This is a genomic window from Pseudomonas sp. W2Oct36 (assembly GCF_041060465.1).
In the GTDB taxonomy this organism is placed as follows: domain Bacteria; phylum Pseudomonadota; class Gammaproteobacteria; order Pseudomonadales; family Pseudomonadaceae; genus Aquipseudomonas; species Aquipseudomonas graminis_B.
Genome location: NZ_JAUERW010000010.1, coordinates 177,852 through 190,960 on the forward strand (window position 1 = coordinate 177,852; position 13,109 = coordinate 190,960).

Annotated in this window: 11 protein-coding genes and 1 riboswitch; of the genes, 7 read left to right on the plus strand and 4 right to left on the minus strand. The window is 60.7% G+C overall.

The features are described 5' to 3' along the window. Window positions 1–10: 10 nt before the first annotated feature. Window positions 11–808, plus strand: a complete 798-nt coding sequence (gene otnI / locus QWI18_RS15420; protein ID WP_369319200.1) for a 2-oxo-tetronate isomerase — start codon at window positions 11–13, stop codon at window positions 806–808. On the opposite strand, the gene QWI18_RS15425 is transcribed toward otnI, so the two are convergent. Then, entirely contained in the window at window positions 798–1,202 is a 405-nt protein-coding gene (locus QWI18_RS15425; RefSeq protein WP_133775566.1) for an acyl-CoA thioesterase, read from the minus strand. The two genes, otnI and QWI18_RS15425, sit on opposite strands and share 11 nt — an antisense overlap. A gap of 196 nt (window positions 1,203–1,398) precedes the next feature. Further along, window positions 1,399–1,507: riboswitch (S-adenosyl-L-homocysteine riboswitch) on the plus strand. Window positions 1,508–1,528: 21 nt separating this feature from the next. Between QWI18_RS15425 and ahcY the strand changes: the two genes are divergently transcribed. The 4 genes from ahcY (at window position 1,529) to QWI18_RS15445 (ending at window position 7,122) form a co-directional block, all read left to right on the plus strand. After that, window positions 1,529–2,938, plus strand: coding sequence for an adenosylhomocysteinase (gene ahcY, locus QWI18_RS15430; protein ID WP_065991222.1), 1,410 nt, complete (start codon window positions 1,529–1,531; stop codon window positions 2,936–2,938). A gap of 181 nt (window positions 2,939–3,119) precedes the next feature. Continuing rightward, window positions 3,120–3,965 carry a methylenetetrahydrofolate reductase [NAD(P)H] gene (gene metF / locus QWI18_RS15435; protein ID WP_296308877.1) on the plus strand — a complete coding sequence of 282 codons (846 nt, stop codon included), beginning with the start codon at window positions 3,120–3,122 and terminating at the stop codon, window positions 3,963–3,965. Between the two features lie 155 nt (window positions 3,966–4,120). Next, the gene (locus tag QWI18_RS15440) at window positions 4,121–4,930 is read left to right on the plus strand and encodes an ABC transporter substrate-binding protein (RefSeq protein ID WP_192135079.1); all 810 of its coding nucleotides are present in this window, start codon (window positions 4,121–4,123) and stop codon (window positions 4,928–4,930) included. Window positions 4,931–5,208: 278 nt separating this feature from the next. Further along, entirely contained in the window at window positions 5,209–7,122 is a 1,914-nt protein-coding gene (locus QWI18_RS15445; RefSeq protein ID WP_369319201.1) for a DEAD/DEAH box helicase, read from the plus strand. Window positions 7,123–7,255: 133 nt separating this feature from the next. Here QWI18_RS15445 and QWI18_RS15450 read toward each other — a convergent pair whose 3' ends face one another. The 3 genes from QWI18_RS15450 to QWI18_RS15460 form a co-directional block, all read right to left on the minus strand. Then, the gene (locus QWI18_RS15450; RefSeq protein WP_065991218.1) at window positions 7,256–7,852 is read right to left on the minus strand and encodes a YceI family protein; all 597 of its coding nucleotides are present in this window, start codon (window positions 7,850–7,852) and stop codon (window positions 7,256–7,258) included. Window positions 7,853–7,883: 31 nt separating this feature from the next. Beyond that, window positions 7,884–8,435 (minus strand): cytochrome b, encoded by a 552-nt coding sequence (locus tag QWI18_RS15455; RefSeq protein WP_065991217.1) that lies wholly within the window; start codon window positions 8,433–8,435, stop codon window positions 7,884–7,886. A gap of 204 nt (window positions 8,436–8,639) precedes the next feature. After that, window positions 8,640–10,454, minus strand: a complete 1,815-nt coding sequence (locus QWI18_RS15460; RefSeq protein WP_369319202.1) for an FAD-dependent oxidoreductase — start codon at window positions 10,452–10,454, stop codon at window positions 8,640–8,642. A gap of 235 nt (window positions 10,455–10,689) precedes the next feature. Here QWI18_RS15460 and QWI18_RS15465 point away from each other — a divergent pair, with 235 nt between their 5' ends. Both QWI18_RS15465 and QWI18_RS15470 read left to right on the plus strand, forming a co-directional pair. Further along, window positions 10,690–12,096, plus strand: coding sequence for an adenosylmethionine--8-amino-7-oxononanoate transaminase (locus QWI18_RS15465; RefSeq protein ID WP_369319203.1), 1,407 nt, complete (start codon window positions 10,690–10,692; stop codon window positions 12,094–12,096). Between the two features lie 59 nt (window positions 12,097–12,155). Beyond that, a complete protein-coding gene (locus tag QWI18_RS15470) occupies window positions 12,156–12,875 on the plus strand; it encodes a 16S rRNA (uracil(1498)-N(3))-methyltransferase (protein ID WP_369319204.1) in 720 nt (239 codons plus the stop codon). The last annotated feature ends 234 nt before the right edge of the window (window positions 12,876–13,109 follow it).

Consider the following 13,109-nt stretch of genomic DNA (forward strand, 5'->3'; position numbering starts at 1 on the left):
GGAGATAACCATGCCTCGCTTCGCTGCCAACCTCAGCATGATGTATCCGCAACACGACTTTCTGGCGCGTTTCTCGGCTGCGGCGAGTGACGGCTTCAAGGGCGTGGAATACCTGTTTCCGTACGACTTCAAAGCCGAGGAAATCAAGCTGCGTCTGGACGACTTCGGCCTGACCCAGGCGCTGTTCAACGCCCCGCCGGGCGACTTCTCCAAAGGCGAGCGCGGCATTGCTTCGTTGCCTGGCCGGGAGGGTGAATTCCGCGACGGCTTCCAGAAAGCGCTGGATTACGCAGCGGTTCTGGGTAACGACCGCATTCACGTCATGGCCGGCCTGCTGCCCAGTGAAGACTTGCGCCAGAAGCATCACGCGGTGTACCTGGAAAACCTGAGCTTCGCCGCACAACAAGCGGCCAAGGTCGGGCTGACGGTGTTGATCGAGCCGATCAACACCCGCGACATTCCGGGCTTCTTCCTGAACCGTCAGGATCAAGGCCAGGCTGTGCTTAAAGAAGTCGGCGCCGACAATCTGCGGGTGCAGTTCGACTGCTATCACTGCCAGATCGTCGAGGGCGACGTCACCAGCAAGCTGCGCCGCGACTTCGCCGGTATCGGCCACATCCAGATCGCCGGCGTGCCGGACCGCCATGAGCCGAGCGTGGGGGAAGTGAATTACCCGTGGCTGTTCGAAGAAATCGACCGCCTGGGCTACACCGGCTGGGTCGGCTGCGAGTACCGCCCGAAAGGCGATACCACCGAAGGGCTGCAGTGGCTGCGTGACTGGCAGGCGCGCAGCGCGATCATTCGTTGATCACATCTTCCTTGAACTGATCCTTCACGTAGGTGATTTCGGTCTTGCCGTGTGGCGCCGGCAGGCCGTCTTCGCCCAGATTCACGAAGACCATTTTCTCAACCGTGAGAATGCTCTTGCGGGTGATCTTGTTGCGGACCTGGCACGTTAGCGTGATGGATGTGCGGCCGAATTCGGTCGCGGTAATCCCCAGCTCGATGATGTCGCCCTGACGCGAGGCGCTGACGAAGTTGATCTCGGAAATGTACTTGGTCACAACGCGCTGATTGCCCAACTGCACAATGGCGTAGATGGCCGCCTCTTCGTCGATCCAGCGCAGGAGACTGCCGCCGAACAACGTGCCGTTGGGGTTGAGGTCTTCGGGTTTTACCCATTTGCGGGTGTGAAAGTTCATGGAGGCTCCGGGGTGTTTGGGAGACGGTGGGGGATGTGCGCCAGCTTCAAGCTTCAAGCCTGAAGCTGCAAGTTAAAAGCAGGCCCGCTGTTGTTTACCGCTTGCCGCTTGCAGCTTGCCACTTGCAGCTCAAAGAAAGATAATCGGCACCGCTTCAAAAAACGGTCATCACACCTTGTTACCGTTTTCCCGCCACCTGTCCGAGGGGCGCTGCAGCAGGTCAGACCTGTCAGGCTCGGAGAGGGCGTTGTTTGATCAGGCCTCCCGCCGGTCAAGCTTTAAACGCACAACGGCGCCCATTCGCACCCTACGAATGGAGACTCTTTATGAGTGCTGTACTGACGCCCAACGATTTCAACGACTACAAAGTCGCCGACATGTCCCTGGCTGCCTGGGGCCGTCGCGAAACCATTATCGCCGAATCCGAAATGCCAGCCCTGATGGGCCTGCGTCGCAAGTACGCTGGCGATCAACCGCTCAAGGGCGCGAAGATTCTCGGCTGCATCCACATGACCATTCAGACTGCCGTGCTGATCGAAACCCTGGTTGCCCTGGGTGCCGAAGTACGCTGGTCGTCCTGCAACATCTTCTCGACTCAGGATCAGGCGGCTGCCGCTATCGCTGCTGCCGGCATTCCGGTCTTCGCCTGGAAAGGCGAAACCGAAGCCGAGTACGAGTGGTGCCTGGAGCAGACCATCCTCAAGGACGGTCAGCCATGGGACGCCAACATGATCCTCGACGACGGCGGCGACCTCACCGAGCTGCTGCACAAGAAATACCCGGCCATCCTGGACCGCGTCCATGGCGTGACCGAAGAGACCACCACGGGCGTTCACCGTCTGCTGGATATGCTGGCCAAGGGCGAACTGAAGATCCCTGCGATCAACGTCAACGACTCGGTCACCAAGAGCAAGAACGACAACAAGTACGGCTGCCGTCACAGCCTGAACGACGCCATCAAGCGCGGCACCGACCACCTGTTGTCCGGCAAGCAAGCGCTGGTCATCGGCTACGGTGACGTGGGCAAGGGTTCGGCTCAGTCGCTGCGTCAGGAAGGCATGATCGTCAAGGTCACCGAAGTCGACCCGATCTGCGCCATGCAAGCTTGCATGGACGGTTTCGAACTGGTTTCGCCTTTCATCGACGGCGAGAACGACGGCACCGAAGCGAGCATCGACAAAGCACTGCTGGGCAAGATCGACCTGATCGTCACCACCACCGGTAACGTCAACGTCTGCGACGCCAACATGCTCAAGGCGCTGAAAAAACGCGCAGTGGTCTGCAACATCGGTCACTTCGACAACGAAATCGACACCGCTTTCATGCGCAAGAACTGGGCATGGGAAGAAGTGAAGCCGCAAGTGCACAAGATTCACCGCACCGGCGCTGGCGCATTCGATCCTCAGAACGACGACTACCTGATCCTGCTGGCCGAAGGCCGTCTGGTGAACCTGGGCAACGCCACCGGTCACCCGAGCCGCATCATGGACGGCTCGTTTGCCAACCAGGTGCTGGCGCAGATCTTCCTGTTCGGCCAGAAGTACGCTGACCTGAGCCCTGCCCAGAAAGCCGAGCGTCTGACCGTTGAAGTGTTGCCGAAGAAGCTGGACGAAGAAGTGGCCCTGGAAATGGTCCGTGGCTTCGGCGGCGTCGTGACCAAGCTGACCAAGACCCAGGCCGACTACATCGGCGTGACCGTCGAAGGTCCGTTCAAGCCGCACGCTTATCGCTACTAAGCAGTAAGCGGCAAGCTTCAGGCGGCAAGTAAAGGCATCACCATTGTCATGACTTGCCGCGTCAGGCTTTAAATCGTCCAAGCATTTAGCAGCACCAGGTGACAAGCCTTGATCTGCAGGATACGGCGCACGGCCACTCTTGCAGCTTATGGCTTGTAGCTTGCCGCTGGAGACTCGCTCCATGAGCCAAGACCGTAGCTACAGCTTCGAATTCTTCCCGACGAAGACCGACGCTGGTCATGAAAAACTGCTTGCCACGGCGCGTACGCTGGCCAGCTACAACCCCAGTTTTTTCTCCTGCACTTACGGTGCCGGGGGTTCCACGCGCGACCGCACGATCAACACCGTGCTGCAGCTGGAAAAAGAAGTGCACATTCCCGCCGCACCGCACTTGTCGTGCGTCGGTGACAGCAAGGCCGACCTGCGCAGCTTGCTGACGCAGTACCGGGAAGCCGGCATCAAACGCATCGTTGCCCTGCGCGGTGACCTGCCGTCCGGCATGGGCATGGCCAGTGGTGAGTTGCGTTATGCCAATGACCTGGTGAGCTTCATCCGTGAAGAAACCGGCGATCATTTCCACATTGAAGTCGCGGCCTACCCCGAGATGCACCCCCAAGCGCGCAACTTCGAAGACGATCTGAAAAACTTCGTGCGCAAGGCCAACGCCGGCGCCAACAGTGCGATAACCCAGTACTTCTTCAACGCCGACAGCTACTTCCACTTCGTCGAGCGCGTGCAGAAGCTGGGCGTGGATATTCCGATCGTGCCGGGCATCATGCCGATCACCAACTACAGCAAACTGGCGCGCTTTTCGGACGCGTGCGGTGCGGAGATCCCGCGCTGGGTTCGCAAGCAGCTGGAAGCGTACGGCGATGATACGGCCAGCATTCAAGCGTTCGGCGAGCATGTCATCACTGAAATGTGCGAACGACTGCTGCACGGTGGCGCCCCCGGCCTGCATTTCTACACGCTGAATCAGGCCGAACCGAGCCTGGCGGTCTGGAACAATCTGAAGCTCTCTGCGTGATAACGGTTTCAATCCAGTCGGATTGAAGCTTCGCTGGCTTCACTGGCAGGCTTCTTCACCCCGAAGCCTGCCAGTCCCGTCGTTGAGCCCTGCCTTCTGCTTTTGTTGAGAATCATCACTTCTATTTAGTTAGCTTGCGTCGTAATCTCGCGCGCATGCCGCCCATCTTTCCCCTATCCGTTGCTGTCCTCCTGGCCTGCCTGAGCTTCAGCGCGCTGGGCGAGCAATTGCGGATCGTCACCGAACCCTGGTCACCCTATGTCATCGTGGACGGCAACCACGCCTCCGGGCTTGATTACGACACCACGGCGATTGTGTTCGAACGCCTGGGCATCGACGTCGAGTGGCAGTTTCTCCCCTGGAAGCGCTGCCTGATGATGCTCAGTGAAGGCGAGGCCGACGGTGTTCTCGATATAAACAAGGACGAGGCGCGCGTTGATCTGTTGTATCCGGACGAACCGTTGTCGAGCATTGACTGGGTGCTGTTTCAGGCCAATGCCAGGCCCCATGCCTTCAATAGCATGGAGGACTTGCGCGGGCTGACCATCGGCGTCTCTCCGGGCTATCGATACATCCCGGCGTTCGACACCTCGACGGCGTTCATCCGAGAGCCTGCGCCGAGCCATGAAGCGAACTTCGGCAAACTGATTCGCGGCCGCATCGATCTGATGGTGACCGATCGCCTGCTGGGCCGGCAGATGATCGAGCGGCTCAAGCTCCAAGGCCAGGTTAGTCAGCTGCCGACCGTGCTCAATCACCGGGGGCAGTATCTGGCGCTGCGCCGCAATGCCGGCATGGACCTGCTGGCCCAGCGGTTCAGTGCAGAACTGAAGCGTTTCAAGCGTGAGCCCGCGTACGCGAAACTGGTGGAGCGGTACACCGGCGAAACGCCGACGACACTCCCTGCAGAATCGGAGGAAAGGGTCGATAAAACCGTTGAGCAGCAGGAAAGCAGCGCGTTGTGATTGCTCTGTTATACTCCGGCGTCCCCGCCAGGCTTGCGCCCGGGTGCACGGTCTCACAGAAGACTTCTCGAACACGTCAGCAGCGCACTTTTTAGCGCCCCTGCCCGAGTTGAACTTACAGACCTCCACAGGACCGGACGCCATTGCACCTTCCAAGGACTGTGCGATGACCGCAGCAGGGTCGAGCGCATTCACGTTACGTGCAGAACCTTTAGTCTGCGCCTGGAAGATCATCCCTATTTGGGCCTCTATGGCCCCAACTCAAGACAGGATTACTCATGTCCTTTGCTTCCCTCGGTCTCTCCGAGGCTTTAGTCAGCGCCATCGAGGCTGCTGGCTACACCCAGCCTACCCCAGTGCAACAGCGGGCCATTCCCGCCGTGTTGCAAGGCCGCGATCTGATGGTCGCCGCCCAGACAGGTACTGGTAAAACCGGTGGTTTCGCCCTCCCTATCCTGGAGCGGTTGTTTCCTAACGGTCATCCGGACAAATCCCAGCGTCACGGCCCGCGCCAACCGCGTGTTCTGGTCCTGACCCCTACTCGTGAACTGGCCGCTCAAGTCCACGACAGCTTCAAGATCTACGCCAAGAACCTCAAGTTCGTCAGTACCTGCATCTTCGGCGGTGTCGGCATGAACCCGCAGGTTCAGGCCATGGCACGCGGCGTTGACGTACTGGTTGCCTGCCCGGGTCGTTTGCTCGATCTGGCCGGTCAGGGCAGCGTCGATCTGTCCCACGTTGAAATCCTTGTCCTGGACGAAGCCGACCGCATGCTCGACATGGGCTTCGTTCACGACGTGAAGAAAGTCCTTGCACGCCTGCCGTCCAAGCGTCAGAACCTGCTGTTCTCGGCAACGTTCTCCCAGGACATCACCGCGCTGGCCGGTAAACTGCTGCACAACCCGGAACGCATTGAAGTCACGCCGCCGAACACCACGGTCGAGCGTATCGAGCAGCGTGTGTTCCGCCTGCCGGCCAACCACAAACGCTCGCTCCTGGCGCACTTGATCACTCAAGGCGCGTGGGAACAGGTGCTGGTGTTTACCCGCACCAAGCACGGCGCCAACCGCCTGGCCGAGTACCTGGATAAGCACGGCCTCAGCGCTGTGGCGATCCACGGCAACAAGAGCCAGAACGCACGCACCAAAGCGCTGGCCGACTTCAAGGCCGGCACCGTTCGCATCATGGTCGCGACCGACATCGCTGCCCGTGGTCTGGACATCGACCAGTTGCCCCACGTGGTCAACTTCGAACTGCCTAACGTCGACGAAGACTACGTGCACCGCATCGGCCGTACCGGTCGCGCAGGCCGTAGCGGCGAGGCGATCTCGCTGGTTGCGCCGGACGAAGAGAAGCTGCTGAAAAGCATCGAGCGCATGACCAAGCAGAAGATTGCCGACGGCGATCTGATGGGCTTCGACATCACGGCCGTTGAAGCCGAGAAGCCGGAAGTCCGCGAGCGTCCGGATGTGCGTAACCCGCGCAATGCCCGTGGCCCGCGTGGCGATGGCCCAAACGGCGGCGGCGGTGGCGGCGGTCGCAAGGACAAAGGCAAAGACAAGGGCAAGGAAAAGCCGGCAACGGCCGCGGCAGCACCTTCGGGCGAGCGCCCGGCACGTCCGGCGCGCCCTCAAAAGCCGCGTCAGGGCACCCCGTTGAGCGAGTCACGTCAGTCGCAGCCAGCGGCTGCGGGTGCTAATCGCGCACCTGACGAGTTCCTGGATGACGAAGTGGATAACTTCGGCAACCGTGCCGACTACGTCAGCCCGTACCAGAACAAGAACCAGGGCCGCGGCCGTCGTCCGGGCGCTCCTGCCACGGGCGCCGCACCGGCACCTCGCGGTCAGGCACCAGGCCGTAGCGGTCCGCGCAGTGGTTCGGCCACTGGCGGCTCCGCCAGCACCGACGCCGCCGGCGCACCGGCCAAACGCAGCGGTCCTCGCAACGGTTCCGGCCGTGACGGTCAGGCTCGTCGCGAAGACCAGCCTCGTGCTCGTCGTCCGGCGCGCGAAGACCAGCCAGCGCGTCAGGAGCCAGCGGTACGCGGGCCTCGCGACGGTCAGCCAGCACCGAAGATCATGCACAAAGAGTCCAAGGGCGATCGTTTCCCTTCGGCTGAACAACTTGATCAGTTGCCAAGCCGCCCACGCGGTGAAAAACCAGCCCTGCTGACCCGCAACCGCGAAGGTTAAGCAGCGCCGGTTGTTACGCAGCCAATAAAACGCCCCGACTGGTTCGGGGCGTTTTTGTTTGCGTGATTCAAGCAATGCCACACACAAAAACGCCGACCCAAAGGTCGGCGCTTCATCACCACGAAAACTCGTCTTACTTGGCTTTGACGCCTTCGAACGAGATGTCCAGCTCCAGGGTGTCGGACTGTGGACCCAGGTCCATCATCTTGCCGAAATCAGAACGCTTGATCGAAGTAGTGCCCTCGAAGCCGGCACGGTAGCCGCCCCATGGATCCTTGCCTTCACCCAGGAAGGTAGTCTTGACGGTGACCGGCTTGGTCACGCCGTGCAGGGTCAGGTCGCCGATCACGTCAGCCGTGGTCTTACCGTCAGCATTCTTGCCGATGTTGGTGACCTTGGTGGAAACAAACTTGGCGTCAGGATAGGTCGCGACGTCGAGGAAGTCCTTGCTGCTGATGTGCTTGTCACGTTCAGCGTGGTTGGTGAAGACGCTCGCGGTCTTCAAGTCGATGCTGATCTTGCTGTCTTCAGGCTTGGCGGCGTCGAAGCTGAATGTGCCGTTCCAGTCCTTGAACGTGCCGTAGATGAAGCTGTAGCCCAGGTGGCTGATCTTGAAGTTGATGAAGGCGTGTTGGCCTTCCTTGTCGATCGTGTAATCAGCGGCCATTGCCTGACCGGCCGTCAGCAGCGCGGTACCCAGGGCCAGTGCAGCAAGTGTCTTTTTCAACATACGTCGTCTTCCTTTCTAGTTGAATTGAGTATCAGGCCTTGCGGCCAAGCATACGTACAAGGGTGGCATCACGATCAACGAAGTGATGCTTCAAAGCGGCCAGCCCGTGGAGTCCTGCAAAAATCACCAGGGTCCAGGCCAGGTACAAGTGCACGGTGCCTGCGACGTCTGCCTGGTCGGGCAGTCCGCTGATCAAGGCAGGCACTTCGAACAATCCAAACACCGGAATCCCGACACCGTCTGCGGTGGAAATCAGGTAACCGGCGAACATCACCAAAAACAGGTCCAGGTACAGAAACGCATGGCCCAGTTTCGCAGCCGTTTTCACAAACCGGCTGTGGGTGGCAGGCGCTGCTGGCGGCGGGCTGACGAAGCGCCAGATCACCCGGATCAGCATGAACAGGAACAGCGTGATGCCGATGCTCTTGTGCAGGTCAGGGCCGGCCTTACGCCACGTGTCGTAATAGCCCAGCCCTACCATCCACAACCCTAGCGCAAACATGCCGAACACCGTCAGCGCGACACCCCAATGCAAAACGATGCTGACCCAGCCATAGCGAGAAGATGAGTTGCGTAACTGCATGCTGAATATCCTGTGAGGGCCGAGGAGAGACTAGCGCTTTACCTATCGAAAGAAAGCGCAAAATGTTGCTTTGAAGAATCAGGAAATCCGATTGAAATCTCCTGACATATTTTCGTCCGAATGAGATTAAGCCAGCGTTACGTTTTATCCAGGCGAAAAAAAGGCGCGGTATCAAGCCGCGCCTTTGCTTTCAGCCGTTACCGATCAGTTTTTGCTGTCGGTCGCCGGTGCTGCCGGAGCCGCTGCCGGAGCCGCCGGAGTGGCCGGTGCTGCCTTGTCACCCGTGGCCTTGGCCGGCGCTTTTTTCGCAGCGTCGGTTTTGGCAGGGGCTTTGTGGATGGCTGCCGGTTTGGCCGGAGCCTTTTTGACGGGCTCCTTCTTCGCCGGTTCTTTCTTGGCCGGGGCCTTTTTCGCAGGCTCCACGACCGCAGGCTTGGACGGTTCAACCACTGGAGCTGGCGGCGGCGTTACCGGGGCAGGCGCTGGAGCCGGGGTCGGAGCAGGCGCTGGGGCTTTCTCGGCCGGTTTCGGCTCAGGCTTGGAACCGCCGAACATGTTCGAGAAGAAGCCGCCAATGCCGCCGCTGCTTTCCTTGGTCGGTTCAGGGGCCTTCGGAGGCGGCGCTTTGACCGGCTCGTACGACTTGCCTTCAGACAGGCCCTGCACCTGAATGGCCGCGCGCTGACCTGAACGCAATGCGCCTTCCAGGGTGCCTGGGTACAAAGTGTCGGTGTGTTCGCCGGCAAAGGCTACGCGCTGCAGTGGTCGTTCCCACAAGCGCCAGTATTTGCTGATCTGGCCCGGGCCGAAGGCCAGGTATGCACCGCCGCTGGACGGGTCAATGCTGGAGCGACGCAGTTCATAACCGGTGAACGCGCCGCGGGCCTGTGGATAGAACGCCTGCATGCGGATCAGCACTTGATCCACCAGTTGCTTGTCGCCGAACGCCTGCATGATGCGGGCGTTGTCGCCGGCCAGGTTAATCACGACGTTGGCGCCGCCTTTCAAAGCAGGCTCGACCCACAACATGCCGAGGCCGGTGTTGCTATAGATCTCGCCGGACATGCGCGCCTTGCTGTCCCAGACCGGGGTCTTGAACTTGAGCATGATCTGGTCATGCCAGCCGTAGTTGGTGCTCTTGATCGCGCCCAGACGCTGGGCGTCCAGTGCAGGGGTCATCTGGATCTTGCTCAGTGCGCGCAACGGCACGGCCAACACGACATATTCGGCTTCGTAGCCCAGCGAACCGACCTTGACGGTCACGCCGTCCTTGTCCTGATTGATGGCCGACACCGGCGAATTGGTCTTGATGACTTTCAGCTGTTTGACGAACTCCTCGGCCAGCACGGCGCTACCACCCGGCAGGCGAGCGGCGCGGCGGTCGCGGTCGTCGACGTTGCGATTGACCCGTGTTTGCTGTGCGAGGTACAGCAGCGACAAACGCGAAGGTTCGTCGTAGCGCGTACGAATCTGCTGATTGATCAGTTGGCGCGCGGTGGTTGGCAGGCTCAGACGGTCCAGCCAGTTGGAGACGGTGATCTGGTCCAGCGCAAACAGGGTGCTGTTTGCCGCCGGGTTGTCGGGGTCAGTGATCGAACGGGCCAGGTCATCCACCGCTGCTTCGTAGCGCTTGATGGCTTCGGCGGTCGCCGGCTGTTTGGTCGCCAGGTCGGCGCCAGTGAAGTACTCGCCTTCGATCAGGTAGCTCGGGGTCCGCACAAATTCCGGCGCGGGCACCGCCTTGATCTTGAAGCGATCAATGTACTGATTCAGCACCGGCTGGGCCTTGGCGTTGCCGATCCACTCGCTGCCGGCCAGACCGGAGCGGCCGCCGACGGTGGGTTTGGCTTCCAGCAAGGTGACTTGCCAGCCTTTGCTCTGCAGCTCGTAAGCCGTCGTGAGTCCCGCCAGACCACCGCCGACGACGATCACCGTATGCGGTTTATCCACGGCAAGCGCTGAAGCGCTGACCATCCCAACCATCACCAGCGCACAGGCGCGCAGCCAACCAGAAAGCATTCAGCGAACTCCGGAGAAAAACGGGGGGAATTGTCGGATTTTGTTGTCCGATTTTTCGAAGAGCGCGAAGGATACGCGAGCCGCGAAACGCCCGCCAGCAATGTCCGTCAGGCTCGAAAGCGGCGCTCGCGGCGATTTAAACAACACGCTAAAGGTTGTCCCACTGGCATCCATTGCATAGGCTTGCGCGATTGTTTGCCCTCGCGCCATGCGAGCCGCTATGTGGAGAAGAGTAATGGGCCTTAACGACCAGTGGATGCAGCGCGACCTGAAGGTCCTTTGGCACCCCTGCACCCAGATGAAAGACCACGAAAAACTGCCGCTGATTCCGATCAAGCGCGGCGAAGGGGTCTGGCTGGAGGACTTCGAAGGCAAGCGCTACCTCGACGCGGTCAGCTCCTGGTGGGTCAACGTATTCGGTCACGCCAACCCGCGCATCAATCAGCGCATCAAGGATCAGGTCGATCAGCTGGAGCACGTGATCCTGGCAGGCTTCAGCCATCAGCCGGTCATCGAGCTGTCCGAGCGTCTGGTGGCGATGACGCCCGAAGGCCTGACGCGCTGCTTCTACGCCGACAACGGTTCGTCCTGCATCGAAGTCGCGCTGAAGATGAGCTTTCATTACTGGCTCAATCGCGGCAAGCCGGACAAGAAGCGCTTCGTCACCCTGACCAATAGCTACCACGGCGAAACCATGGCCGCGATGGCGGTCGGTGACGTGCCGCTGTTCACCGAGACCTACAAAGCGCTGCTGATGGACACCATCAAGGTGCCAAGCCCGGACTGCTACCACCGGCCTGAAGGCGTGAGCTGGGAAGAGCACACCCGGACGATGTTCGCGGTGATGGAGCAAACCCTCGCCGAGCATCACGACAGCGTCGCGGCGGTGATCATCGAGCCGCTGATTCAAGGCGCGGGCGGCATGCGCATGTACGACCCGATCTACCTCAAGCTGCTGCGCGAGGCCTGCGACCGGTATGGCGTGCACCTGATTCATGACGAGATCGCCGTGGGCTTCGGCCGCACCGGAACCATGTTCGCCTGCGAGCAGGCCGGCATCCGCCCGGACTTCCTGTGCCTGTCCAAGGCGCTGACCGGCGGCTATCTGCCGCTGGCGGCGTGCATCACCACCGATGATGTGTACGACGCGTTTTACGACGATTACCCGACGCTGCGCGCGTTTCTGCACTCCCACAGTTACACCGGCAACCCGCTGGCGTGCGCGGCGGCGTTGGCGACGCTGGATATTTTCGAGCAGGACAACGTCATCGAAAACAACAAGGCGCTGGCCCAGCGCATGAAGACCGCGACAGCGCATCTGGTCGATCACCCGAACGTCGCTGAAGTGCGGCAGACCGGAATGGCGATTGCCATCGAGATGGTGCAGGACAAGCCCACTAAAACGCCGTATCCGTGGCAGGAGCGGCGCGGGCTGAAGGTGTTCGAGCACGCGCTGACCCGAGGTGCTTTGCTGCGTCCACTGGGCAGCGTGGTCTACTTCCTGCCGCCGTATGTGATTACGCCGGAGCAGATCGACTTTCTGGCAGAAGTGGCGACCGAGGGGATCGATATCGCAACGCGCAGCAGCGTGAGCGTGGCGGTGAGAGAGGACTTCCATCCGGATTTTCGTGATCCTGGCTAGCAGGCCGTTACACCCATTCTCCAGGCGCTGCATTCAACACAATCTTTAGAGACACAACCATGAGACTGTCCCGCTTTTTCGTCGATGCCACCCTCAGCGTCGGGGAGCACGAACTGCCAGAGGCCCAGGCCCATTACATCAGCCGCGTGTTGCGCATGTCCGAAGGCGACGCGGTGCAGCTGTTCGATGGTTCGGGCCATGAGTTTCGCGCCACGCTGGCGCAAGTCGGCAAAAAGCAGGTGCGGGTGCAGGTGAGCGAACGCTTTGCCGGTCAGCCGGAGTCGCCCTTGCAGATCCATCTTGGCCAGGGCCTCTCCCGGGGTGAGCGGATGGATTGGGCCATTCAGAAAGCCACCGAGCTGGGCGTGACGCAAATCACCCCGATCATCAGCGAACGCTGCGAAGTGCGTCTCAAAGATGAGCGTGCGGAGAAGCGTCAGGCCCATTGGCAGCAGATCGCGATCAGCGCCTGCGAACAGTGCGGACGCTCGGTGGTGCCGGTGATTCATGGGCCGGTGACTCTGGCCGAGTGGCTCAAGCAGACGGAAGCGGACTTGAAGCTGGTGCTGCACCCGGTCGCGGCGCCGCTGACCAGCCATGAAAAGCCCGGCAGTCTGGCCTTTTTGATTGGTCCTGAAGGTGGGCTGAATGACGCCGAATTGGCCCAGGCACAGGACGCCGGTTTCCACGCCGCCCGCCTCGGCCCCCGCGTGCTGCGCACCGAAACCGCGCCAGTGGTGGCGCTGAGCATCGCGCAACAGTTGTGGGGTGATTTGTAGGACCGGCTTCAGCCGGGAAGGCGTCAGTCGTCACGCCGCAAGATTGATGGTGCGCACACCGGCCCCGATCCCTTGTAGGACCGGCTTCAGCCGGGAAAGCGTCAGGCGTCACGCTTCAAGATTGATGGTGCGCACACCGGCCTCGATCCCTTGTAGGACCGGCTTCAGCCGGGAAAGCGTCAGGCGTCACGCTTCAAGATTGATGGTGCGCACACCGGCCCCGATCCCTTGTAG